Annotated in this window: 18 protein-coding genes; 3 read left to right on the top strand and 15 right to left on the bottom strand. The window is 46.2% G+C overall.

From position 1 onward, the window contains the following. Window positions 1-44: 44 nt before the first annotated feature. The 3 genes from Tanf_RS01340 to Tanf_RS01330 form a co-directional block, all read right to left on the bottom strand. Window positions 45-446 carry an HIT family protein gene (locus Tanf_RS01340; RefSeq protein ID WP_014224448.1) on the bottom strand — a complete coding sequence of 134 codons (402 nt, stop codon included), beginning with the start codon at window positions 444-446 and terminating at the stop codon, window positions 45-47. A gap of 13 nt (window positions 447-459) precedes the next feature. Beyond that, on the bottom strand, window positions 460-930 hold the full coding sequence (gene greA, locus Tanf_RS01335) for a transcription elongation factor GreA (protein WP_041590673.1): 471 nt from the start codon (window positions 928-930) through the stop codon (window positions 460-462). Between the two features lie 191 nt (window positions 931-1,121). Beyond that, the gene (locus tag Tanf_RS01330; RefSeq protein ID WP_046824650.1) at window positions 1,122-2,282 is read right to left on the bottom strand and encodes a TlpA disulfide reductase family protein; all 1,161 of its coding nucleotides are present in this window, start codon (window positions 2,280-2,282) and stop codon (window positions 1,122-1,124) included. A 94-nt stretch (window positions 2,283-2,376) separates the two neighbouring features. Here Tanf_RS01330 and Tanf_RS01325 point away from each other — a divergent pair, with 94 nt between their 5' ends. Then, window positions 2,377-3,009, top strand: coding sequence for an SIS domain-containing protein (locus Tanf_RS01325; protein WP_041590674.1), 633 nt, complete (start codon window positions 2,377-2,379; stop codon window positions 3,007-3,009). Then, complete coding sequence (locus Tanf_RS01320; RefSeq protein WP_046824613.1) at window positions 2,997-3,923, top strand: carbohydrate kinase family protein; 927 nt, start codon at window positions 2,997-2,999, stop codon at window positions 3,921-3,923. Before Tanf_RS01325 ends, Tanf_RS01320 begins: the two co-directional genes overlap by 13 nt. A 31-nt stretch (window positions 3,924-3,954) precedes the next feature. Here the strand turns inward: Tanf_RS01320 and uvrA are convergent, their stop codons facing one another. Next, window positions 3,955-6,771 carry an excinuclease ABC subunit UvrA gene (gene uvrA / locus Tanf_RS01315; RefSeq protein ID WP_080948518.1) on the bottom strand — a complete coding sequence of 939 codons (2,817 nt, stop codon included), beginning with the start codon at window positions 6,769-6,771 and terminating at the stop codon, window positions 3,955-3,957. Window positions 6,772-6,840: 69 nt separating this feature from the next. Next, on the bottom strand, window positions 6,841-8,310 hold the full coding sequence (locus Tanf_RS01310) for an aminoacyl-histidine dipeptidase (RefSeq protein WP_046824612.1): 1,470 nt from the start codon (window positions 8,308-8,310) through the stop codon (window positions 6,841-6,843). A gap of 269 nt (window positions 8,311-8,579) precedes the next feature. Here Tanf_RS01310 and Tanf_RS01305 point away from each other — a divergent pair, with 269 nt between their 5' ends. Then, window positions 8,580-10,805: a polyribonucleotide nucleotidyltransferase gene (locus Tanf_RS01305; protein WP_046824648.1), complete on the top strand. Its 2,226-nt coding sequence runs from the start codon at window positions 8,580-8,582 to the stop codon at window positions 10,803-10,805. Between the two features lie 162 nt (window positions 10,806-10,967). On the opposite strand, the gene Tanf_RS01300 is transcribed toward Tanf_RS01305, so the two are convergent. The 10 genes from Tanf_RS01300 to asnB form a co-directional block, all read right to left on the bottom strand. After that, window positions 10,968-13,430 carry a glycosyltransferase family protein gene (locus tag Tanf_RS01300; protein WP_046824611.1) on the bottom strand — a complete coding sequence of 821 codons (2,463 nt, stop codon included), beginning with the start codon at window positions 13,428-13,430 and terminating at the stop codon, window positions 10,968-10,970. Window positions 13,431-13,472: 42 nt separating this feature from the next. Beyond that, window positions 13,473-14,240 carry a glycosyltransferase family 2 protein gene (locus Tanf_RS01295; protein ID WP_046824610.1) on the bottom strand — a complete coding sequence of 256 codons (768 nt, stop codon included), beginning with the start codon at window positions 14,238-14,240 and terminating at the stop codon, window positions 13,473-13,475. A gap of 3 nt (window positions 14,241-14,243) precedes the next feature. Further along, the gene (locus Tanf_RS01290; RefSeq protein ID WP_046824609.1) at window positions 14,244-15,506 is read right to left on the bottom strand and encodes a glycosyltransferase family 4 protein; all 1,263 of its coding nucleotides are present in this window, start codon (window positions 15,504-15,506) and stop codon (window positions 14,244-14,246) included. A 1-nt stretch (window position 15,507) separates the two neighbouring features. Further along, complete coding sequence (locus Tanf_RS01285; protein WP_052448963.1) at window positions 15,508-16,227, bottom strand: class I SAM-dependent methyltransferase; 720 nt, start codon at window positions 16,225-16,227, stop codon at window positions 15,508-15,510. Continuing rightward, window positions 16,224-17,432, bottom strand: a complete 1,209-nt coding sequence (locus Tanf_RS01280; RefSeq protein WP_046824608.1) for a glycosyltransferase — start codon at window positions 17,430-17,432, stop codon at window positions 16,224-16,226. The genes Tanf_RS01285 and Tanf_RS01280 overlap by 4 nt, the downstream gene beginning before the upstream one ends. Window positions 17,433-17,435: 3 nt before the next feature. Then, window positions 17,436-18,593: a non-hydrolyzing UDP-N-acetylglucosamine 2-epimerase gene (gene wecB / locus Tanf_RS01275; RefSeq protein ID WP_046824646.1), complete on the bottom strand. Its 1,158-nt coding sequence runs from the start codon at window positions 18,591-18,593 to the stop codon at window positions 17,436-17,438. A gap of 4 nt (window positions 18,594-18,597) precedes the next feature. Next, window positions 18,598-19,803, bottom strand: a complete 1,206-nt coding sequence (gene wecC, locus Tanf_RS01270; RefSeq protein WP_046824645.1) for a UDP-N-acetyl-D-mannosamine dehydrogenase — start codon at window positions 19,801-19,803, stop codon at window positions 18,598-18,600. A gap of 204 nt (window positions 19,804-20,007) precedes the next feature. After that, the gene (locus tag Tanf_RS01265; protein ID WP_014224467.1) at window positions 20,008-21,129 is read right to left on the bottom strand and encodes a Fic family protein; all 1,122 of its coding nucleotides are present in this window, start codon (window positions 21,127-21,129) and stop codon (window positions 20,008-20,010) included. Between the two features lie 378 nt (window positions 21,130-21,507). After that, window positions 21,508-22,857 (bottom strand): ATP-binding protein, encoded by a 1,350-nt coding sequence (locus tag Tanf_RS01260; RefSeq protein WP_080948517.1) that lies wholly within the window; start codon window positions 22,855-22,857, stop codon window positions 21,508-21,510. A gap of 204 nt (window positions 22,858-23,061) precedes the next feature. Beyond that, a complete protein-coding gene (asnB, locus tag Tanf_RS01255; RefSeq protein WP_046824607.1) occupies window positions 23,062-24,879 on the bottom strand; it encodes an asparagine synthase (glutamine-hydrolyzing) in 1,818 nt (605 codons plus the stop codon).

The raw sequence follows: 24,879 nt of genomic DNA, 5'->3' as shown, positions 1-24,879 counted from the left end.
CTCGCGCCTCGCAGGCGGGCGCAAGGAAATTTTGGGAAGAGGTGTTATGCTCCGTTCAGCTTCGAGCGGATTCGTGTAGCCACTTCTGCTAACTGCTCGGATGTCGGTTCGAGCTTCTCCTTCCCGAAGTGCATGTCGGATTCCTTCTGCATAGGCACCAGATGAATGTGTGCATGCGGCACTTCCAGCCCGATGACCGTCATTCCGATGCGTTTGCAGGGGATCGCCTGTTTCTGTGCACATGCAATCTTTTTGGCAAAGGCCATCATCCGTCCCAGCCGGTCATCGTCGATATCAAAAATATAATCGATTTCTTCTTTGGGAATGACGAGTGTATGCCCTTCGACCAAAGGATGGATATCAAGAAAAGCAAAAAATTCACGGTTCTCCGCAATTTTATGACATGGGATTTCGCCGTTGACGATTTTACTGAAAATAGTAGCCATAGTCGATCTTTGATTAGATGGATATTTCCATGATTTCAAACTTCATTATGCCTGAAGGAACTTGGATTTCAGCGATATCGCCTACTCTTTTCCCCATCAGTCCCTGTGCGATCGGAGTGCTGACTGCGATTTTGTTCTCTTTCAAATTGGCTTCCGAGTCAGACACGAGCGTATAAGTCATGACCGCTTTATTTTGCAGATTCTTGATCTTCACCTTATTCATAATCTGCACAACATCCGTCTTGATCTGTGCTTCATCAATGAGTCGCGCGTTGGAGATTAGCCCTTTCAATTGTGCAATCTTTCCTTCCAGAATCCCTTGCGCTTCTTTCGCAGCATCGTATTCCGCATTCTCGGACAAGTCGCCTTTGTCGCGCGCTTCTGCGATCTGTGCCGATATCTCAGGACGTTTGACGCTTTCGAGATAATTGATTTCGGACAGAATCTTGTTGTAACCTTCTTCTGTCATATACGTAACACCCATTTGTATGTCCTCCCTCGTCGTTTAAGTCGTTTAATTTAAAAATAAAAAAAGAATCCCGGTCAAGAAAGAATGTTTCGACCGGAATCCAGTTGTTTACCACTTATTATATTCGGATGCAAAAATAGGAGATATTTTACATATATCCAAATTCCGAAATACTGCTTTATAACATCATACCCTATTTCTTTTCTTTACAGGAGGGCTTCGATGTCTTTCTCAAGAACATTCGGATCATCGACGCGTTTAACCAGAATGCCTCGCCGGTTGAGCAAAAAGACGGCCGGAAGTTGTTTGACATTATAGAGTGCAGCAGCCTGCGAGTAGACGGATTGGGGGTCATGCACACATGTCCAGGCCATGTTGGATGCCACATTCTTCCAAAGGTGAATATCCGCATCTAAGGAAACCTGATAGATTTCCAAACCTCGGCTATGATACTTTTCATAGAGTGAACCCAGCGTCAGGTTAAGCGAGGGTGCCCATTCCGTCTCATAAGCCGTGAAATTAAGAATCGTCACTTTGTCTTTTGCCATCTCCGAGAGTTTTACGCCAATACCGCGAAGATCGGGCAGTTCAATATCCAACATGTCGATTTCCCGCTTTTCTATCTGATTTAAGTCGAGGGCCTGTTGGCTACGAATCACTTTGAGCGACTGCAATGCCAGGTTATAAAGATGTTTGGCACGCGGACTTTCGGGATAGAGATGATTATAGCTGGTCGCCACAGCGCCGAACGAGCGAGAGTCTGCCTTATCGTAAGGATCGAAAAACAGCAGACCGTCGACTTGTTGGAACAAGGCATAGTATGCCGCGGTAGACATGGGTCTGGCATAAATATATTTGCGCGCCACCTGTTTATAAGCTTCAGCCATGGCAAGGGTTCGCCGCCGATACGCCGTGTCGGAAAGGACGCCGGAGCGATATTCACTGCGTATGCGACTCATCTCCTGATCAGCATCCAACTGAGCGAGCGTAATCTCTTTGATAGCCGCACTGTTTTCGGATCCTTCCACCGTATAGGAGGTGGCGAACGTTTTAGCATCGGCTGTAAAGGTGACGGTCTCGGTAGAGTCGATAGCAAAATTAATCCATTGCTTCTTTAGTCTCAATCGATAGAAATCAGGGTATCGGGGCCGTTCGGTTTTGAATGTGAATTTACCGGACGAGTTGAGTTTGACGGAGTCGATCAGCCGGATATCCGACAAGCCGATATTTTCCATGTACATGGTTTGTCCGTCAGCTCCGGCGACGATTCCAGTGACCGTAAATTCAGGCGTGCTTTCTCGACAAGCTTCCAAAGCAAACATAAAACCGTATATAACAACCCAATAGCATATTTTATTCATTTTCATACAAGCGTATTTTTTATTCATTTTTTATTCAACGGATGCAAATATACGTTATTTTATAGTTGCCGAAAAAAATTATTCGCTTACTTTTGCAACTATGATGATAAAAGAGATACGATCGATTATTGAGCAGGAGGCGGATGCTGTTCGCCGTATTCCTGTAACAGAACACTATACGGAAGCGGTAGATTTGATTGTAAAGCATGTTCACGACCAAGGAGGCAAGCTGATCACAAGCGGTATGGGCAAAGCGGGACAGATTGCGATGAATATCGCAACAACGTTCAGTTCAACAGGGACGCCGGCATTCTTCTTGCATCCCAGCGAAGCACAGCATGGCGATCTGGGCATTGTCTGCCCGAACGACGTGATGCTGCTGGTCTCAAATTCGGGAAAGACACGCGAGCTGTTGGAGCTGGTACAGCTAACACGGGGACTGGTAGAAGATATACCGTTTATTGTAATCACGTCCGATCCGGAAAGCCGGTTAGCCCAAGAGGCTGCCGTATGCCTCCCGACCGGAGCGCCGAAAGAGGTGTGTGCACTGGGATTGACACCCACAACATCAACCACCGTCATGACGGTGATCGGTGATGTATTAGTTGTCGGAACCATGAAACGTATCGGATTCACGAATACCGATTATGCCAAACGGCATCATGGGGGGTATCTGGGGTCGAAGAGCCGTCGGCAAAGCAGAATGGAACAGGAGGAGTCATGCGGCAGGTGATCGGTATCGGCGAAACGATTCTGGATATAATTTTTCAGGACAACCGGCCGCATGTTGCGGTGCCGGGCGGCTCAACATTTAATTCGATGGTCTCATTGAGTCGGATCGGGATTCCCGTCTCGTTCACGAGCGAATTAGGCGAAGACCGGGTCGGGAAAATGATTTGCGATTTTATGAAGTCGAACGGGATGACCACTGACTTCATGGATTGCTCTCCGGATATGAAGAGTCCGGTCTCTTTAGCTTTCCTGTCCGAGGACAAAGATGCCGAATATCTCTTTTATACGCAACATCCCTCCAAACGTCTGAACGGCCATCTCCCGATGATTCATCCGGATGACATTCTGATCTTCGGCTCTTACTATGCGCTGAATCCTGTTATGCGTGAGCGGGTAACGGAAATTGTCGAATACGCCAAAGCACAGCGGGCCATCATCTATTATGATCTGAACTTCCGTAAGGCACATGCGCATGAAGCGATTCAACTCCGCCCGACGGTAATGGACAATTATGAATTTGCGGATATCGTCAGAGGATCGGACGAAGATTTTATGAATTTATACCGGAAATCGGACACGGACGATATTTACCGGAACGAAGTAAAATTCTACTGTAAACGACTGATTACGACACATGGAAAGGACGGCGTGAATCTATATACGGAAGAGGGAAAAATACATTATGACGTGCAACCTCTGACACCGGTCAGTACGATCGGTGCCGGCGATAATTTCAATGCCGGCATCGTCTATGGCCTCATCAAATACGGCATCGGATATCACGATTTATCACGACTGAGCGAGATGGTATGGAGCAAGATCATTCGTTGCGGTATGGAGTTCGCGGCCGATGTGTGCGGGAGCTTTTCCAATTATGTCTCGCCCGAATTTGCGAAGGAGAGGAGGCTTGATTAAAATGTTTTTGCTGATCAAGCCTTTCTCGACATTATTTTTTCAGCTTTTCTTTCAGGTATTTCCCTGTATATGACTGTTCGCAGGCGGCAATATCGTGAGGCGTACCTGCACAGACTACTTGCCCGCCCGCTTTCCCTCCTTCGGGGCCTAAATCGATGATATAATCGGCACATTTGATGACGTCGGGGTGATGCTCGATGATTACGGCCGTGTGCCCCCGGTCGATCAGGGCGTTAAACGCTTTGAGCAACGTCTTGATATCGTGAAAATGAAGCCCCGTCGTCGGTTCGTCAAACACGAACATGGTAGGCGCCTGCTTTTCCTGACTCAGGTAATACGCGAGCTTGACACGCTGGTTCTCGCCTCCCGAAAGAGTCGAAGAGGTCTGTCCCAACTTGATATATCCGAGCCCTACCTCTTGCAGAGGTTTTAACTTCTTCACCACTTTCTTGGCCTGCGCATCTTTTTGCGCTCCGAAAAATTCAATTGCCTGACTTACCGTCATCTCAAGCACATCGTAGATATTCGCTCCGTGGTATTCGACCTCCAAAGTATCGACATTGAACCGTTTACCGTGGCAGGCCTCGCATTCAAGCATGATATCGGCCATAAACTGCATCTCGACCGTGATCCGTCCTTCCCCCTTGCACTCTTCGCAGCGACCGCCCTCTTTATTGAAAGAGAAATGTGCCGCCTGATAGCCCATCTGACGGGCTAAAGGCTGTTCGGCAAACAGCTTGCGTATCTCGTCGTAGGCTCCGATGTAAGTCACCGGATTGGAACGTGAGCTCTTACCGATCGAATTCTGATCTACAAATTCGATGGCTTCGATCCGGCGGATATCTCCTGTGATCGACGCACATTCGACCGATGCCGGCGCATCGTCAAGTAAACGCTTCACACCTTCGTAAAGAATGTCGCGTACAAGCGAGCTCTTACCCGACCCGCTGACACCCGTAACAACAGTCATCACATGCAGCGGAAACTTTACATCTACCTGTTTCAGATTATTCTTACGCGCCCCTTTAATCTCAATATATTCATTCCACGGACGTGTATAAGGAGGCGTTTCGATCTGCTCCTCCCCCGTCAGATAACGTACAGTATGGCTGTCGGTCTGTTGCCGTAATCCGTTTACGGCACCCTGGTAGACGACCTCGCCCCCTAACCTTCCCGCCGCCGGACCGATATCGATGATATAGTCTGCCGCACGGATGATCTCCTCGTCATGCTCTACGACGACGACCGTATTGCCTAGCGCCTGTAATTGGCGAAGCACCTTGATTAGCATATCGGTATCACGCGAGTGCAGTCCGATACTCGGCTCGTCGAGGATATAGAGCGACCCGACAAGACTGCTCCCCAACGAAGTAGCTAAGCTGATGCGCTGGCTCTCACCTCCCGAAAGGGTGGCCGACAAACGGTCGAGCGTCAGATAGCCCAGCCCGACATCGAGCAGGAATTGCAGCCGGTTATTAATCTCCGTCAGCAGACGTTTGGCAATGATTGTATCGGCTTCGCTCAGTTCCAGCCAGTCGAAGAATGTCTTTACTTCATTTACCGGCATCGTGACCAGTTCGGCCATATTCTTCCCGCCGACCTGTACATGAAGCGCCGAAGGTTTCAGCCGGCTGCCCTTGCAGGCCGGACATGTCGTTTTGCCTCGATATCGCGCCAACATGACACGGTACTGTATCTTGTACTGATTGCTTTCGACAAACTTGAAAAAGTCGTCAATGCCATGGACACCTCGTGCGCCGTGCCACAGCAGTTCCTTCTCCTTCGCTGTCAGCTCGAAGTAAGGCCGGTGTATCGGGAAATCGTGTTTAACCGCAGCATGGATAAAATCGCGCAACCACTCGCCCATCACTTCGCCTTTCCAGCAGACGACAGCGCCCTCGTAGATCGACAGACTTTTATCCGGTACCACCAGATCTTCATCGATGCCCAGCACCTTCCCGAATCCTTCACATGTGGGACAGGCGCCCAGCGGATTGTTAAAGTTGAACATCATCTCGGTCGGCTCCTCGAAAACTATCCCGTCAGCCTCGAAACGTTTTGAGAACTCGAACACTTCGGGCGATTCCGTCCGATAGACTTTCAGCCGACAAGTGCCCTGCCCTTCGTAAAAAGCAGTCTCAACGGAGTCGGCTAAACGGTTTTTCAGCAGTTTGTCGTCCGAGACCTCTAACCGGTCGATCAAAATCTCGGCATCCTTCGTGTCCGTCAGTCCGGCATCATCGAGTACTTCCTGTATGCGATAGATTTTCCCATCGATTTCAAGTCGTGTATAGCCCTCTTTCCGGAGGATTTCAAGCTGTTCTTTGAGCGTCCGCCCTTCAGGCAGAACGACCCGAGCATAAACGGCAAAACGTATACCGGTAGGGTAGGACAACGCCTTTTTCACCACATCGGAGACTTGATGCTTCTTCACTTTCTGCCCCGAAACGGGCGAAATCGTTTGTCCCAGCCGGGCATACAGCAAGCGGAGATATTCGTAAATCTCGGTCGATGTACCGACTGTCGAGCGCGGGTTACGGACACTGACCTTCTGCTCGATGGCAATTGCCGGCGGAATACCTTTGATGTAATCGCATTCAGGCTTGCTCATGCGTCCCAGAAACTGACGGGCGTAAGCCGAGAGGCTCTCCACATAGCGTCGCTGGCCTTCGGCATACAACGTATCGAATGCTAACGACGACTTGCCGCTGCCTGACAGTCCGGTAATCACTACGAACTTATCGCGCGGAATCTTGACATCGATATTTTTCAAATTGTTGACACGCGCCCCCTTGATCAGGATGTACCCGTCTTCTTCTTTTTCTTTCACCGTCTTCTTTGCCATCATGCAATCATTCAAATTGAACCGGCAAAGGTAACGATTTTTCAAGAAACAGGGGCGCGCCTTTCAGGCCTCTTACGACGACGCACGCGGTGCATCTTCAAGAGTAGCCGTCAGCAGCTTCCATACCTTTTCGACCGAATCGATACGAACGGCTTCGTCGGGAGAATGCGGGAACCGGATGTCCGGCCCGAACGAAATCATATCCATATCAGGATATGCCTCCTGAATGATTCCGCATTCGAGACCCGCATGCATCACCGATACGACCGGCTTTTGCCCGAAAAGTTTTTCGTACGTCGTTTCCATCGTCCGCAGAATCGGTGAATCGATGTTCGGTTGCCAGCCACCGTAGACGTTGTCGTATTCTACTTTGGCGCCGGCCATCGAGAAGACACTTTCGAGCGACGAGCAAACAGACTCCCTACGGCTCTCCGATGAGCTTCGTACAAGAATCTTCACATCGATCGCCCCGTTTTCCGCCTTCACGACAGCCAGATTCGATGAGGATTCTACCGTCCCCGGAAAATCGTTTAACATACTGATGACCCCATTCTGGCAACCTTCTACGGCATTGATCAGATCGTCCTGAATCTCTTCAGGGATTAGCGATGACGGCGCTTCGGTCATCTCGGCCGTAAGACAGAGGCTTTCCTCGATTCCCTTATATTCGGAGCGGTATAAATCCTGATAGTCGGCAATAAATTCCCACAGAGCTTCGATATTGTCGGCGGGAAGGGTGATCACGGCCGTTGCTTCGCGAGGGATCGCATTGCGCAGCGAGCCGCCGTCGATTGTAGCTAACCGTGCGCCATAGTCACACACAGCCACTTTCAGCAAGCGGAACATCAGCTTATTGGCATTTGCGCGACCAAGGTGAATATCAACACCCGAATGGCCGCCTTTCAGTCCCGTAAGCAGAATTTTTACGGCCACATCCCCTTCGATGGGTGGCGCTCCATCCTGATAACGGAAAGAAATATTCAAGTCTATACCGCCGGCACAGCCCACATATAACCTCCCCTCCTCTTCCGAGTCGCCATTGAGCAGAATGCGTCCTTTCAGAAAACCGGGTTTCAAGCCGGAGGCGCCATCCATCCCTACTTCTTCATCGATCGTGAACAGAGCTTCGAGCGGGCCGTGCTTCAACGTTTTGTCCGACAATACCGCCATGGCTAATGCCATCCCCATGCCGTTGTCGGCGCCGAGCGTCGTCTCACGAGCCGTCACCCATTCGCCATCGACATACGCATCGATCGGGTCCGTCAGAAAATCATGCACTACCGACGCATTCTTCTGCGGCACCATATCGACATGGGATTGCATGATGACGGTTTCACGGTCTTCATATCCCGCCGTAGCCGGCTTGCGTATCAACACATTGCCTGTCGCATCCTGAAGCGTTTCCAGACCCTGTTCTTTGCCGAACGTTTTCAGATATTCCGTCACTTGTTGGGTATGTCCCGTCGGACGCGGGATTTGCGTCAGGTCATAAAAATATCCCCAAACGGCTTGCGGTGAAAGTAATTTGATTTCTTTTGCCATGATTTTAGATATGAATGATGTATTTCTCTGCAAACGTAGACAAAAAATCTGAGATATGCTAACGAAGTCTTGATGAAGGTTGTCATTGGTCTGCCTGATAGTCTTTTCGCGGTATATCATTCTTCTTGTTTCAAGGAGGGAGAAGAAGGCCCTCAACGACTCTTTCTCCGAAAAAAAACGACGCGTTCACGATTAATTGTCAATAATTTTCTACCTTTGTCCGAATTTTAAGAAGTTAGATGTTTTTAGACGTAACGAAAGAAACAAAGATGAATGTAATTGAAAAGACGATTGATTTAGGTGATGGAAGGATCATCACCATCGAAACCGGGAAGTTGGCCAAGCAGGCTGATGGTTCCGTAACTGTCCGAATGGGAAGCACAGTGCTGTTGGCCACGGTTTGTGCGGCAAAAGACGCAGTGCCCGGTACGGACTTTATGCCGCTTCAGGTAGATTATAAGGAGAAATTTGCGGCATTTGGCCGTTTTCCCGGCGGCTTTACGCGCAGAGAAGGGAAAGCCTCCGACTATGAAGTGCTCACCTCTCGATTAGTCGACCGCGTACTCCGTCCGTTGTTCCCGGACGATTATCATGCTGAAGTATTTGTAAACATCATACTTTTCTCTGCCGACGGTGAAGATATGCCGGACGCATTGGCCGGACTGGCCGCCTCGGCAGCCCTCGCCGTTTCCGACATCCCGTTCGGAGGACCGATCTCGGAAGTGCGTGTGGCACGTGTCGACGGCCAATTTATCATCAACCCGACCTTTATGCAACTCGAAAAGGCCGATATCGACATCATGGTCGGCGCCACGTATGACAATATCATGATGGTAGAAGGCGAGATGAGCGAAGTGCAGGAGAGCGAGATGCTCGAAGCCATCAAGGTGGCGCATGAAGCCATCAAAAAGCACTGCCTCGTTCAGAAAGAGCTCGAAGCTGCATGCGGAAAAACGGTTAAACGTGAATATTGCCATGAGGAGAACGACGAAGACCTGCGTAAGAAAGTACACGACGACCTCTATGCCAAAGCGTATGCGATCTCCGTTTCGGGACAGGGCAAACAAGAACGTGCCGAAGCTTTTGAAAAGATCGTAGAAGAATTCAAAGCTCAATATACGGAAGAAGAGTTGGAGACGAAAGGGGCGCTGATCGACCGTTACTACCACGACGTGGAAAAAGAAGCCATGCGTCGGGCTATCCTCGACGAAGGCAAGCGCCTCGACGGTCGGAAAACAACCGATATCCGCTCCATCTGGATCGAAACCGACTGTTTGGCTGGGCCTCACGGAGCCGCAATCTTTACACGCGGTGAGACACAGTCGCTCACAACCGTCACATTGGGTACGAAGAATGATGAGAAAATTGTTGATGACGTGTTGAATCAGGGACGTGACCGTTTCCTGCTACACTACAATTTCCCGCCTTTCTCGACCGGTGAAGCCAGACCGCAACGCGGTGTGGGACGTCGCGAGGTAGGACACGGAAACCTTGCCCACCGTGCACTCAAGCGGATGATCCCGAATGACTATCCGTATGTCGTGCGTGTCGTTTCGGATATTCTCGAGTCTAACGGTTCGTCGTCGATGGCGACCGTCTGCGCCGGGACGTTGGCGTTACGGGATGCCGGTGTGCCTCTCAAGAAGCCGGTATCGGGGATTGCGATGGGGTTGATTTCGGAAAACAAAGGGACGAACTATGCGATTCTTTCCGATATCCTCGGCGATGAAGACCATCTCGGCGACATGGACTTTAAAGTGACCGGTACGAAGGACGGTATTACAGCGACCCAGATGGATATCAAGGTGGACGGACTTTCATACGAGATTCTTGAAAAGGCCCTTGCACAAGCCAAGGAAGGACGTATGCATATCCTCGGAAAGATTACCGACGCTCAGCCCGAAGCACGTGCCGAACTTAAGCCTCATGCGCCACGCATCGAGACACTGATTATCGGAAAAGAATTTATCGGTGCGGTAATCGGCCCGGGAGGGAAGATTATCCAGGGGATTCAGGAGAAGAGCGGGGCAACAATCTCGATCGAAGAGGTCGACAATCAAGGCATTGTTGAGGTCTCGGCAACGAATAAAGAATCGATCGATGCTGCAATGCGTGCCATCAAGGCCATCGTTGCCGTACCCGAAGTAGGAGAAGTGTATGAAGGTAAGATTTCATCCATCATGCCCTATGGCGCTTTTGTCGAATTCATGCAGGGCAAAGACGGTCTGCTGCACATCTCGGAGATCGACTGGAAACGTCTGGAAACGGTCGAAGAAACAGGACTGCGTGAAGGCGACAGCATCACGGTGAAGCTGGTCGATATCGATCCGAAGACAGGCAAGTTCAAACTCTCTCGCAAAGTATTGATGCCGAAACCTGAAGGATATAAGGAAGCGGAACGTCCCGCACGTCCGCCACGTCAAAACAACAACGGAGGCCGTCGTGACAATGGAGGCCGTCCGCATCGCGAAAATCATCGCGGAGGCAACCAATAATCACAGATGTTTATAACATGGTATGGAAAATGATGGTGATTGTTTTCCTGCAAATAAAGAGAGGCCACCTCAAAACGAGACGCCTCTTTTTTTAAGAGGCTGTCTTTGCTTTTGAGACAGCCTCACTTTGGGTTAAAAAAGATTTCGTTATATTTTTGCGCGTCAAGTTTCGGCGATGGCCGGCTTTTTCTTCCGGATAGCATCCCAAAGCGCGAAACCGAGCAGTCCTATCAGGACGATCCCCACAATGATTGAGCCGGTCATGGAGATTTTCGCACTGCGAAGATAAACCTCATCGATGCACTTGAACTCGATCTTATGCTGACCCGCAGGCACCTTCAATCCCCGCAAGATATAATTCACCCGCACCGGCGACACTTCCTGCCCGTCGATATACGCACGCCATGTTTTGTAAAACACTTCGGAGAAGACGGCCAGACGAGGTTGCGTACTATTGCTCTCGTAGAGCAGATGACCCGGATTGACACAGTCAGTCAGACGGATCGAAGCCGCGCTGTCCGTCGCATGTTGTAACTGCTCCCAGTCGGCCAGCTTTTCTTTCCAGACCATGTCGATCACTGCTTTCTGCGACGGATCGAAGTCGTTTAAGGCAACGATTTCTTCGTCGGGCGAGTTTACCCACTGAATCTCGTTCACGAACCATACATTACCCAGCGCCCGGTCGTTCTTCTGCACCTGCGGCCCTTGCTGAGTCGGAACGATGATATAACGTGTATTGAGCATGTTCAGCACCTTCGGGTTAATGCCCTGTTGCGAGAAATGATAATCAATTATATCCTGATAACGGCGCAGCTTGGCCGGGCTGTATCCGCCGACGGATTTATGGAAATACGACGTCTCCGACTCGTTGAACGTATTTTTCGTCAAGTTCAATACCCGATAGTTCGGGTCTTTGTCCTGCAAGATGAGTTTGTCGACTTCCGTCGCCACGATCTCGCGCGATTTCTTCTTCGGCACAAAGCTGTCGTGATTCAGGAAACGCTTATCGACGGTCCACGCATCGATAAAAATCAGTACGCCGAAGATGGCCAGCAGATACCCTGTTTTATACGATGTTCTTATATACAGCCATAACGCCGCGGCCGCCAGTGCGATAAACACAAACGAGCGCCACGCGTCGGCCGATAGCAGGCTCTGACGGTCGGAGACCAAAGCCACCAGCAGATCGGGATACTGACCGAAATTCTGCGTGTCGGCCTGACTTGTAAAGCTCATCACACTGCCGCCGAACAAAGCGTAGAGCAGACACAGCCCTCCTGTGATGCCGGCCGAGATCGATAACGGACGAAGCAGCTTCTTCCGCTCGTCTTTGTATTCAAGAAACGTTTTGACGGCAAGCACGGCCAGTGCGACCATCGATACTTCCGCAATAACGAGTGCCATCGAGGGGGTACGGAACTTGTTGTACAGCGGCAGGTGATGGAACAGAAACTCATTGATCCCGGCGTTTTTCCCCCACGACAGGACGAACGAAATCAGGGTCACGGCAAGCAACCACCATCGTTCGGGCCCTTGCACGATAAGCAGCCCCAGCACAAACAGGAAGCAGACGACGGCTCCCACATAAACCGGTCCGGCCGTAAAAGGTTGGTCGCCCCAATAAGCCGGAGCGTACTGACAGAATTGTTTTCCTTGTGCGGCCTGTCCGTTACGGCTGAAGAAATGGTAACACTCCGAATCCGTGCCGATATCGTAATGCGAGCTGGCTCCGTAGAAATTAGGTATCAGCAGCGTCATCGTTTCTCCTTTGCCGTAGCTCCAGTTGAACGCATAGTCGATATCCAGTCCGGAGCTTTCTTTCTTTCCGTCGGGATCGGCTTTCAACACGGCGCCGCCGCGCATCGTCTCTTTTACGTAATCGGCCGAGTTCATCAATGAACCTAACGCCGGAGCAATAGCCAGCAAACCAACGACCAGTAGAATAGCAGACGATTTGAAATAATCGGGCAACGTATGTTCACGGATGGCATAGATCAAATAGACTACAGCCAACACAAGAATCATCATCAACAGATAGTAGCTGATCTGTTGATGACTCCAAAGTATGTTCATCCCCGTAAAAACAAGCGTGACGATGCTTCCCCAGAGATATTTCTTGCGATAGCAGAGAATAATTCCTCCGATAACGGGTGCCATCGTGGCCATCACAAGGCATTTATTCACATGTCCGGCATGAATACTGATCAGATTGAACGACGCGAACGCATAAGCGATCGCCCCGATGATACTTAACCAATGTCTGCACCCCAAAGCGATCATAAAAATGTAGAAACCGATGAGAGAGAGGAAAACCACAAAGGCGTTTCCGGAAAGGAAGTAGAGCGAGAACACACGGCTCACATAACTGAAGATGTTGAAGATCGGTGCGCCATACGCGTAATTGTGCGGCATCCCCGCAAACATACGGTTCGACCAGAAAGCGTGCTCTCCCGTTTCTTTATAGTAATCGACAAGATCTTTTCCCCAACCTTGTGCGCTCGTCACATCGCCCTGCATCAGCCCTTTATTGTCGAATACTTCCGGCGCGAAGTAAATGACGGACAGCCCTAAAAACAACAATACCGCTAAGATATGCGGCAAACTTTTTTTCAATGTATCGCTCATGATGTTCTATCTTTTCAATTCTTACATTATAATGTCGATTCACTAATAATTGTTCCCGAAAAGCTTCGCCCAATAGAAACGAAGGGCAAACCAAAGGTGTCGTATCCGGGTCGGGAATGTGCCGTAATAGTTACACATGATCCGGTAGCGCTCTTTCAACGACGCCTTGCGGTTGCGGGTTGTCATCCCCTCCGCGAGATAATGGATGAGACGCAGATGTGAATTGACAATCGCCGTGGATTGTTTCATGCAACGGATACACCAGTCAAAATCGGCAGAGAAACGGTATTGCAAATCGTACTCCGGTGCCGCCTCCCGCTTCATCACAAAGGCCTGATGACAGACCAGCATACCCGTACAGAAACTCTTCCATGTCAAATGCTCCGGCGCTTTCAGCCGACGCGCCGCCAAGAACTTCCCCTGTTCATCCACCACGTCCGTCTCTCCGTAAAGGATATCCGGCATTCCGTTCCGTTCGGCCACCTCGGTCAACCGAGCCACCGTCTCCGGCGACTGCAACGTATCACCCGCATTGAGAAACCACACGTAATCGCCTGTCGCCACCCGAAGTCCTTTGTTCATTGCATCATAAAGTCCCTTGTCCGGCTCGGATATCACTTCAAACCGAACCAATCCCGGACTTTGTGACTTGTAACTCGTAACTATCTCCATCGTCCCGTCCGTCGATGCTCCGTCGATCACAATATATTCGATCCTTGCATACGATTGTTCCGCAACGCTTCGCAACGTCCGCTCCAACACTTTCTCTGCGTTGTAAGTGACGGTGATAATGGAAAACAGAGGAGACATATATTATGACAATAGACTGTGATATAATGTTATGTGCTGTTTGGCTACGATCTCTTCGCTATAGCTTTGCTCAACCTTCTTACGTGCATTCTTCGAAAGTATTTCCGGATCAGCTTCTTCCAAAATCCAATGGATACCATTAGCTAAATCGTCTGCATTCTTATATTCTGCCACATACCCGTTCTGCCGATGATCGATCATTTCGGGAATTCCCCCCACATCGAATCCGACGCAAGGAATACCGCATGCCATAGCTTCCATAATGGTATTCGGAAGGTTATCTTCCATCGAAGGAATAACGAACAGGTCGACCGCATTATATAAATCGATCATCTTCTCCGCATCACGAATATAACCGACATGATATACCGGATAAGGCAATAAGGCTGCAATTTCTTCCGAATTTCCGCCGAAAACGACAATCAGAAGCTCATCTTTCGATATTTTTTCCCGTCGGGATAAATATTCGCAAGCCTCCTTCAGATAGTTAAAACCTTTCCGATCATCCGTCACCTTGCAAGCCCCGAATAAAAGCAATTTCTTATCTGTGGGCAGATGGAGCGATTGGCGAACTTCCGCTTTGTTTTTTTTTTCATAAACTGTACAATCAATCGCATTAGGGATGGAACAGATCCTCGATTCATGACACAGTGCGCTTTTTCGTGCCTCATCAGCGATCCATTGGCTGCAACCGAGAAACGTGATTTTTCCGGAACGATAGATTTCCGCCTTTTTCTTAAAAATACGTCGAGATAAATCCTTTTTACAGGCATGCTTTAGTTTGGCACACGCCTGACATTGTGTGTAATATTTCAAACATCCCCCGGTATAGTGACATATTCCGGTATATGCCCACTGGTCATGCATCGTCCAAACAACAGGTTTACCCAATGAGGATAATTTTGCAATGCTCTTCAAGGATAGAAAACCCTGATTGACCCAATGCAAGTGAATAACATCCGCCCATTTTACGAGAGGATGCCGGTCAATACGATATCCCGTATTGGCAATCGATACGGCAAATAAGTTATGACGTGAAAAACCGTTATTTAACCAGATAACAAGACGCTCCCATAAAAATCGGAACTTGCCGAACCACTTAGGCTGTTTCTCGTAAATACTGCAAACCCGTTCGTCGTCCGTCTGCTTATCACGTACCAGCATCTTAGCAGATATACCCTGCTTCTCTAACGCTTGCTGCAAACGCTTGCAGGCGATGGCGGCGCCCCCTTGTAACTCAAACGTACTGAGCAGGAGTATCTTCATCTTATTTTCTCGCTGCAATCACAATATAGGGTGACAAAAACTTCCCTTTGACGGGAAACAACTTGATCGCATAACTTATCATCTTTACCATCCGCCGGATCATTAAAGACGTTTTAGCCTTAGGCTCTAACCATACGATCGGTTTTCTTGTGTATTCGACACGTAAATCTTTCAAAGAGAATGTCGCCATGATTTTCTTTAATCGATCGATCTCCATCGACTTTAAATTATGTGCATCATAATTCTCTTTATCAAACCGGTGCTGTATCCATCCGTTTAGCCCTAACAAGTTGGGCAAGACAATAAGCAAAAGTCCGCCGGAAGCGAGTAAGTCTACATGCCGCAGAATTACATCCCGCGTATTGTTGAAATGCTCGATAAATCCCAAAGAGAAAACAATATCATATTTTCTGTCCGTAGAAAAGTTAAAAAAATCCTGTTCGATACAGGCAATCGTATCGGGTTTTATGTCATTGACACGCTCCGTTTCACGGACCATCTCTTCATCGATATAGAAATCCAACAGCGATACCGAACATCCGTATTTTTGATGAAAATATGCGGACATCGTTCCCGGAAAACCTCCGATCTCAATAAATGACTTATGGTTTAAATCTTTGGGAAGAAAACGGTCAAAAAACATCTTCTGCGGTACTTTTCCGTATTGATAGTTTTTCCAGTATGTTTTCCAGAAAGAGCGATCGGTCAGATTGTTATTCATTGTTGTTTACTTATTACATAATTAAACGCATCTATGTACCGCTGGCTAACGGTTTCTAAATTTATTTTTTCTTTTATTACCCGATATGAAGCCTCTCCCATAACTTTTGCTTTTGCTCTATCTGATAAAACCAAGTCGATTTTATAAGCGAGGCTATCAACGTTGCCTTCTTGAAAGATGTACCCATTTACCCCATCTGTTATCAGGTCTTTTTCTGTTCCGTCACAAACGGAGCAAATTACGGGTAAAGAGAAACACATCGCGTCGTTAATCGAGAGGCCTCCCATACCCGCCAACACATATACACTCGATTCGTGCATATATTGTCCCAATGTCAGAGGATCATAAATTGCTCCCGTAAAGACAGTTCTGTCTTCTAATCCGAGTTGTAGGACTTGTTGTTCCAGTGTTTGTCTTTCAGGGCCATCTCCAATAATGACCAGTTCGGTATCCGGATATTTTTCGGATATTTTCTGAAAAGCCTCAACCAGCAAATCTACCTTTTTCCATTTCACCAATCGTCCGATATGAAGAATACGCGGACATACTTTGAGCATTGGAAGTGTTGATATCACTTTTTCACGCTGCTCAAATAATGCATCTGTATCCGATGTGTTATAGCGAACAAAGATATCTTCCCTCTTTACTCCATAAGAAGGAAGAACATCGTATGCACAAGAAGCATAGTTGACTGTTGCATCTGCCTTTTTGTAGATATACCGCCGTATCCACATCGTTAATATGGCACGGAGATAAAACCACAATCCGTGACTTTGTAGCTCCATGTTTTCATTGTATACCGGATGCTCCTTGAAATAGCCCAGCTTTCCGAAAGGAGGGGTTTGAAAAGGAATTTCCTGTAGAATTAGTCGAATCTTATTCTTCCTCATAAGTTTGAGAATACTCCGGTCAAAAAACAGATGCAAAAAATAAGGCCATCCGATCATCAGAATACCCGGTTTCTCCTCCAATAAAATATGTTTCAGATCAATCAAGGCAGGTTTACCGTACCATTTGATCTTTGAGCGACTATAACAAATTCGATAGGACGTTTTTTTTGCCTCAGCACGTTTTACTCCCGTTCCGACTGTCTTGTCATCGTTTTGAGGTAAAAGCATTATCAGGTCACATCCTTTTGACACGATTCGCTCCAATAAAGGATGTGTGTAAGACGGAATGGTTACATTTACATAGATGACTTTCATCTTTTAAGAAAGCTGAAAAGAGTTAACAATCCGCTCGCAAGCCTTTCCGTCGCCATATGGGTTGACCGCCCGGCTCATTTTTTCGTAATATTGGGCATCGTCCAGCAAAGACGAAACTTCCGAGACAATCTTATCATAATCCGTTCCGACCAGCTTGACTGTTCCGGCTTCCAGCGCTTCAGGACGCTCCGTCGTATCACGCATAACGAGTACCGGCTTACCCAGCCCGGGGGCTTCCTCCTGTATGCCTCCGCTGTCGGTCAGGACAATATGGCTTTTCTCCATCAGATATACGAACGACAAGTATTCCAGCGGCTCGATAAAGAATAAGTTGGATTGACAATTCTCTCCGAAAATCTCTTTGATCGGTTTCCGAACATTCGGATTCAGATGCATCGGATAAACGAAATCGACATCCGGATATTTCTCGCTCAACATTTTAATCGCCCGGCAGATATGTAGAAACCCATCACCGAAGTTTTCGCGCCTGTGCCCGGTGATAAGCACAAGGCGACGCCCTTCTTCCGTCACCAATCGGCCTGTATCATAGCCTGCGGCCTTCAGCTCTTTCTCGAGTGATAATTGTAAAGGAACATCGTCTTTCATCTTATTGACTACGGCATAGAGCGCATCAATCACGGTATTACCGGTGACGAGAATACGGCTCTTGTCGATGCCTTCACGCAGCAGATTCTCCCGGCTTAACGGTGTAGGAGAGAAGTGGTATGTTGCAATCCGGCCTGTAATCTGCCGGTTCATCTCTTCGGGCCACGGACTGTAAATGTTATGTGTCCGCAGTCCTGCTTCCACATGCCCTACCGGTATTTGTTGATAGAATGCTGCCAAAGCAACAGCCATCGAAGTGGTTGTATCGCCATGTACCAGCAGCACATCCGGTTGGGTCCGGGTTAAGATATCACGCATACCGGAAAGGATTCGGGCTGTGACATCATACAAATCCTGCCCCGGCTTCATGATGTTCAAGTCGTAGTTCGGAACAATCCCGAAAATGTTTAGCACCTGATCCAACATCTCCCGATGTTGGCCCGTTACACAGACCAACGTTTCATATTGATCGGGATGTTTTCGGAATTCCTGCACAAGCGGAGCCATCTTGATCGCCTCGGGACGTGTCCCGAAGACTAACATTACTCTTTTCATCATCTTACTTTTTGAATATCCCGCAGAAATCAAGTATCACTTTCTGTTCGTTCCATGCCAACGTCTTGAATTCTTTGTGCGCAACAAGGAAAACGACAATGTCCGCCCGCTCATAAGCCGCTTGGTAGTCCGTCAACTTAAAGATCGGGTGTTCGTGTATGTTGGGTTCTACAATCAGCAGATTTTCCGGCTCGGATTGCATGACTTTTTGGGTAATATACTTTGCCGGACTTTCCCGCAGGTCGTCGATATTCGGTTTAAAGGCCAATCCCATAATCGCCACGACAGGCTTACGCGAACGTTTCATCTCATATTCCAACATGGTGTTTTTGATTTTTTCCGCACACCAGAAAGCTTTATAGTTATTGAGTTCGCGCGATTTGGCAATTAACTGTGACTCTACCGGAAATTCCGAAGTCAGAAAGTACGGATCGACCGCTATACAATGTCCGCCGACACCGCAACCCGGCTGCAGGATATTCACCCGAGGATGCTTATTGGCCAGCTCGATCAGCTCCCAAACATTGATTCCGGCCTTGTCGCAAATCAGAGACAGTTCGTTGGCAAAAGCGATCTGTACATCGCGCGACGAGTTTTCCGTCAGCTTACACATCTCGGCCGTCTTGGCATTCGTCTTATGCAGATTACCTTTCACGAAGAGCGTATAAAACTCCATGGCCTTTTGCGTCGAAGCCTCATCAATCCCCCCGATCACCCGGTCGTTATATTCCAGCTCATAAAGGAGATTGCCGGGCAGTACTCTTTCCGGACAATAAGCCATGTAAATGGCTCCTTCCAATTCCGGGCGTTCGGCGTAAACGAGCTGTTTCATTTTATCGGTCGTCCCTACCGGTGAGGTCGATTCGATAATCAGTAGACTGCCTTTCTTCAACAGGGGAATAACCGAACGTATCGCCGTTTCAACATACGAAATATCCGGCTCATGATTGCCTCTGAAAGGTGTCGGAACGACAATCAGGTATACGTCGCCCTCTTCCGGCCGCATCGTTGCGCGCAAATGTCCGCTTCGCACGACTTGTTCAACCACTTCCGACAATCCCGGCTCTACGATGTGCGTCTCACCCTTATTCACCGATTCGACCACCCGTTCATTGATATCGACACCAACCACCGTCAGTCCCTTTCCGGCCAGCATCGCCGCCGTCGGAAAACCGATATACCCTAAACCGATACAAATAATTTTGTTCATTGTTTCTGTCTGTTTCTTATCTATTACGGATGCCAACACATCCCTTAATTCTCGTTTGTTTATTTTCCAGTGGCTGCCTGTTCCTGCAGTCTCTCCTCCCTCAAATTGCAGGTCTTTCTTAAAGAAATAAATTCTTTTTCTTATGGATAAAACCACTATGCGCTATCGTTTCTGAATGTTTAAAGAAAAGTCACCGGCTTTTAATTAATAAAATAAATTCAAATAATCTTTAAAAACATACAGTTTGCCACGGGAAGCCCCTGTAATTTCTTTTAGTATCCGCAAATCTTCCATCCTAACAATAAGCTCATAAGCGGTCTTGAGCGATTTTCCTGTAACCTCCGCCACTTTTTGAGCATCAATAACCGGAGTTCGGTAGAGAAAATCGATTACTCTGTCGGCATCTTTACCTTTTGTACCCAGTTCTTTTATCTTCGACTCAGTATGTTTTTGAAGCTGTAGAATTTTGTCGAATGTTTCTACTCCTTTCCGGGCAGTCTCAATAACACCTCTCAGAAAGAATTTCAGCCACTGATTAAGGTCGTTATGTGTGCGTACTCGCATTAAGTTATCGTAATAGAGTGTCCGATGCTTCTCAAAGAAATCAGACAAATACAGAACAGGTTGCTTCAGGATACCTCTGCTGACTAAATAAAGAGTAATCATTAAACGTCCCACACGGCCATTTCCGTCTAAAAATGGATGGATCGTCTCAAATTGATAGTGTATGATTGCGATTTTTAACAAATCGGGCAAAGGATTGAGACTATCGTTGGCAAATCTTTCCAAATCGGACATCAATTCCGGCAAACTGGTATGTATCGGGGGCACAAAAACAGCATCGGCCAAAGAAACTCCACCAATCCAGTTTTGGCTGCTTCGGTATTCACCGGGAAGTTTATGTTCACCACGTACCCCCTGCAGCAGAATTTTATGGATTTGCCGTATCAGACGTGACGAGAACGGCAATGTATGCAAGAGATTTATCCCTTCATTCATGGCTGAAATGTAGTTACGAGTTTCTTCCCAACCGTCTCTCCGCTCGGTCTCGATTTCTTCCCTTTTCAGAAAAGCCTCTTCGATGTTCGTCTGTGTACCTTCTATCTTAGTCGACTGTGTTGCTTCCTTGGCGACGTGCATACGGACAAAGAAGTCAATGTTCACATATTCCGAATACATATCAAGGCGTCCCAAATGGCGGTCTGCTTGACTGAGCAATTGAAATACATTCATGTCCGAGAATTTCCATGCTCTATTAATCGGCTCGGGCTGAAAACTTTTGTAGTAGCCTTGATTGATATAGGTTCCTGATTTGAAATTCTCCATTGAAATTATTTTTTCTTACTTTTTGCCGAAAAACGAAAATAATGATGTGCCTTATTTTACTTTTTGCCGAAAAACGAAAATAATGATGTGCCTTATTTTACTTTTTGCCGAAAAACGAAAATAATGATGTGCCTTATTTTACTTTTTGTCTTGTTATCCCATTCATGCGGAGTAACAGCATCGCCGCTGTCGGAAAACCGATATACCCTAAACCGATGCAAATAGTTTTGTTCATTGTTTCTGTCTATTCTTTATCTATTACAGATTCCAACACATCCTTTATTCTCGTTTGTTTATTTTCCAGTGGCTGCCTGTTTCTGCAGTCTATCCTTCCTCAAATTGCAAAGATTCCTCTTTTTCTTTAAAAACGCTTCCATACTATTCCGAAGACATGATAACTTGCCAGTACCCGGATTTATTATTTCCTACACGCATCAGCACCCCTTTTTCTTTAAGTTTATTGGTATGATCTACTATCTTACGACGCGATATTCCCAACGCTTCAGACAAATCGGATAACGTCATTCTGTTATTTTCGCGTAATAACGACATGATTTTTTTTTGTTTTTCGGATAAGCTATCGGTGACCTTATCGGTGACCTTATCGGTGACCTTATCGGTGACCTTATCGGTACGATTCAAAAGAAGACGAACCGTAAACAGGTGCTTATTCACATAGAACAACGGTTGTGGTAATCCGTTATCGACACATTCTTTAATGATGCGAATCGTTCCACGCCCCCAATTCTCTATTTGCCCGGATTTATAAAAAGTATCCGCAATCAAGAAATTACGAGGAATCGAATTATGGACGTTCTTAAGGTCTTCTACCGTGATTTCCCCCGGTAGCTTACCATCGTTCATGATCTCCAATTTATCGGGATATACGCGAATCTGAATATTGGAAGTAATCATATAATCACGATGGATAACGGCATTAAGCACCGCTTCACGCAAAGCCTCATAGGGATATTCCAGTTTTTCGCGTCGATAAATCCCTTCATACGAAATGGGACTGAGCAAATATTTGGTTCGCAGGATATCTAAAGACAAATCGACTTGTCTGAACAGGTTTCCTTCCACGATATCGCTGGTAAGGATCTCCGCTTCATTCAAAAATTTTCCAATCCTGATTCGGGCTTGAAGAAAATATTTTTGCGGATTTTTAGCAAACAACAACACCGCGGCCCGTTTGTATTTATCTCCTTTGATCAAATTGAGTTTCTGCAAAATCATCTTTGACTTTTCTTCTTTAACATAAGGCAAGCGATCTCTGGCCAATATTTTAAAACGCTCTATCGTTTCCAAATCCAATTCTTCCTCCGTAAAATCATCCACCTCAATTTCCTCCCAGGTAACCCCGTGTTTTTTGAGTAGAAATTCGGACAACTGAGGCCCCTGCAGTTCAGTCGTTACGCTTCCACTCCGTATATAGTAGTGACCGTGATATGAAATCGGGACAATACTCGGATGCACGGTAAGGACAATATACCGTTTTCCACCCTCATCTCTTATTTTAACAACCGGTAGAATCCCTGTTTTTTGATTAATCAGATTAGGCAATGTTTCCAATAATTTTTCAGCGTTGTCCAATCCGATAACCACACCTTCATCATTGACTCCCAGATACAAAAAACCACCTTCACTATTGCTGAACGCCGATATGTAACGGATATATTCTTCACGCCACGAAGATTTAAATTCCGTATTTTGGTTTTCATGCATCATCCTTTAGCTCTTTATATGCCGCTGACACCTCGCTCCCCATAATTGACGGTTCCGGTGTGCTCTATGTCAAATAGCCCCCCCCGTACTGTCCGATTGATGTATGTTCCCAGTTTGAAATTTTCTACAAGACTTGTTTCTCTTACTTTTTGCCACACAAAATACAACTACAACTATATTTCTTTCAGGTATAACACTTTGCACAACCTATAACATTTCCTCCCATTTATATAAACAATAAATCCTCCATATTTTCCCCCAATTCTCATTTTTTCCAGAACAATAATTATCATATTCTTTCAGTAAGGGGTCTATTGGCATAGACGTTATGGCACTCAATTTCTTTGTTAAAAAAACCTCATCAAACGCTCTTTTTAGATCTGTTTGTTGCCACATTTCTTGGGGAGAGACAAAGCCCATCTTATCTTCTCTATTTATAATATAGTCAACCACTGTCCCTGCTGCACTAATTCTTTCAATTCTTTTATTTATAAAATTATCTATTTTCAAACTAGTAGATAAAGATAAAGCAAACTCAACTATTCGATAATCTAAAAAAGGTACTCTAGCCTCAATCCCAAAAGCCATTGAATTTCTATCTTCATAACGTAAATATTCCCTTAGTGGGGTTTTCGTTATTCCCGATAAACAATGCTCCGGAAAATTATTATTAAAAAGACAAGCCCTCAAAATATGTCTACATATCAAGCTAAAAGGAATTCGTCTTCTTTTAGAGAAGAGATGAACTTCTCTGAAAAATTTACTTATACGCCCCTGCAATAAAAGTTCCGCAAAAAACACAAAATAATCATTGGTATATCCCCCAAATAATTCATCTGCTCCTTGCCCATTCAATACAACTTTCACAGAAGCCGTTTGCATTTGCATATATTTATATATATAAAAACCAGAATAGGCAGACAATGATCTAAATGGTTCTTCCATATGGTACATCATATCATATGAATCTTTCAGGAAATCCGTAGGATTTGGATATATATAATGGGCATTCAAATTATAATATTGCACACTCTCATCTATATATTTTTTTTCACTAAACCTTTCATCTTCAAATACAGCTGAAAAACATTGTGGTTTACACCCTAATTTACTCATTACACCAACAATTAAATTTGAGTCTAATCCTCCACTAAGCAAGGCTCCAACTTCCACATCAGACTGTATATATTGCTTCACTGAATCTTCAAAAAGTAAAGAAAAATGCTCTACTGCCTCATTTATGTCTGTAATAGTTTGTTGTGGAGTAAACGACCAATATTTTTCAATCTCTATACGGCCTTTGGATAATATCAAAAGATGAGCTGGTTCTAACTCTTTAATATTACAAAAAAAAGTCTCTTCTGTATTATTTAAGAAACAGCTTTGCAAATAATTACGAACAACATTCTTATTTATTACGTCTAAAGAAGTATCTAAAGCTCTAATAAATTTCAATTCACTGCCAAAACAAAAAGAACCATTTCCCGTTATTGTATAATAAAGAGGTTTTATGCCAAAACGATCTCTTGACAAAATAATTTCATCTTTCTTTTTATCATAAATAGCTAATGCCCACATACCATTAAATTTGGCAAAGCATCCTTTCCCCCATTCTACATACGAGTATAATACAACTTCTGTGTCAGAATCCGAGTGAAAGTGATATCCTTTACACTCCAATTCATCGCGTAAATTTTTATAGTTATAAACTTCACCATTATATGTTATTACATAATTTCCATCATCAGATAAAAAAGGTTGATGTCCTTTAGATGTGATGTCTAATATTGACAACCTCCGATGACCAAATATAAAATTTGTCGTACTTTCAGTCAATAGATGTGGCAATTTCCGAAAATGATCAATCGTTTCATCTCCCCTATAAGAGTGAAATTGTCTTCCCTGATTCAACATAACAAAGCCTTCATCATCGGGACCTCTATGTCTAATTAATCTATGTGCCCTATAAAAATCAGAAACTAAAATATGAGCTGAACTCGAGATATACCCTGTTATTCCACACAT

The organism is Tannerella forsythia (assembly GCF_001006485.1).
In the GTDB taxonomy this organism is placed as follows: domain Bacteria; phylum Bacteroidota; class Bacteroidia; order Bacteroidales; family Tannerellaceae; genus Tannerella; species Tannerella forsythia.
This window is presented reverse-complemented; position numbering and strand designations above follow the sequence as displayed.

Coding starts and splice junctions, on each gene's coding strand:
- Tanf_RS01290 (WP_046824609.1), bottom strand. CDS start 15,506: ATGAAGATACTCCTGCTCAGTACGTTTGAGTTACAAGGGGGCGCCGCC.
- Tanf_RS01325 (WP_041590674.1), top strand. CDS start 2,377: ATGATGATAAAAGAGATACGATCGATTATTGAGCAGGAGGCGGATGCT.
- Tanf_RS01260 (WP_080948517.1), bottom strand. CDS start 22,857: ATGATGCATGAAAACCAAAATACGGAATTTAAATCTTCGTGGCGTGAA.
- greA (WP_041590673.1), bottom strand. CDS start 930: ATGGGTGTTACGTATATGACAGAAGAAGGTTACAACAAGATTCTGTCC.
- wecB (WP_046824646.1), bottom strand. CDS start 18,593: ATGAAAAGAGTAATGTTAGTCTTCGGGACACGTCCCGAGGCGATCAAG.
- Tanf_RS01330 (WP_046824650.1), bottom strand. CDS start 2,282: ATGAAAATGAATAAAATATGCTATTGGGTTGTTATATACGGTTTTATG.
- Tanf_RS01305 (WP_046824648.1), top strand. CDS start 8,580: ATGAATGTAATTGAAAAGACGATTGATTTAGGTGATGGAAGGATCATC.
- Tanf_RS01340 (WP_014224448.1), bottom strand. CDS start 446: ATGGCTACTATTTTCAGTAAAATCGTCAACGGCGAAATCCCATGTCAT.
- Tanf_RS01310 (WP_046824612.1), bottom strand. CDS start 8,310: ATGGCAAAAGAAATCAAATTACTTTCACCGCAAGCCGTTTGGGGATAT.
- uvrA (WP_080948518.1), bottom strand. CDS start 6,771: ATGATGGCAAAGAAGACGGTGAAAGAAAAAGAAGAAGACGGGTACATC.
- Tanf_RS01300 (WP_046824611.1), bottom strand. CDS start 13,430: ATGAGCGATACATTGAAAAAAAGTTTGCCGCATATCTTAGCGGTATTG.
- Tanf_RS01280 (WP_046824608.1), bottom strand. CDS start 17,432: ATGAAAGTCATCTATGTAAATGTAACCATTCCGTCTTACACACATCCT.
- Tanf_RS01265 (WP_014224467.1), bottom strand. CDS start 21,129: ATGGAGAATTTCAAATCAGGAACCTATATCAATCAAGGCTACTACAAA.
- Tanf_RS01320 (WP_046824613.1), top strand. CDS start 2,997: ATGCGGCAGGTGATCGGTATCGGCGAAACGATTCTGGATATAATTTTT.
- asnB (WP_046824607.1), bottom strand. CDS start 24,879: ATGTGTGGAATAACAGGGTATATCTCGAGTTCAGCTCATATTTTAGTT.
- Tanf_RS01285 (WP_052448963.1), bottom strand. CDS start 16,227: ATGAATAACAATCTGACCGATCGCTCTTTCTGGAAAACATACTGGAAA.
- wecC (WP_046824645.1), bottom strand. CDS start 19,803: ATGAACAAAATTATTTGTATCGGTTTAGGGTATATCGGTTTTCCGACG.
- Tanf_RS01295 (WP_046824610.1), bottom strand. CDS start 14,240: ATGTCTCCTCTGTTTTCCATTATCACCGTCACTTACAACGCAGAGAAA.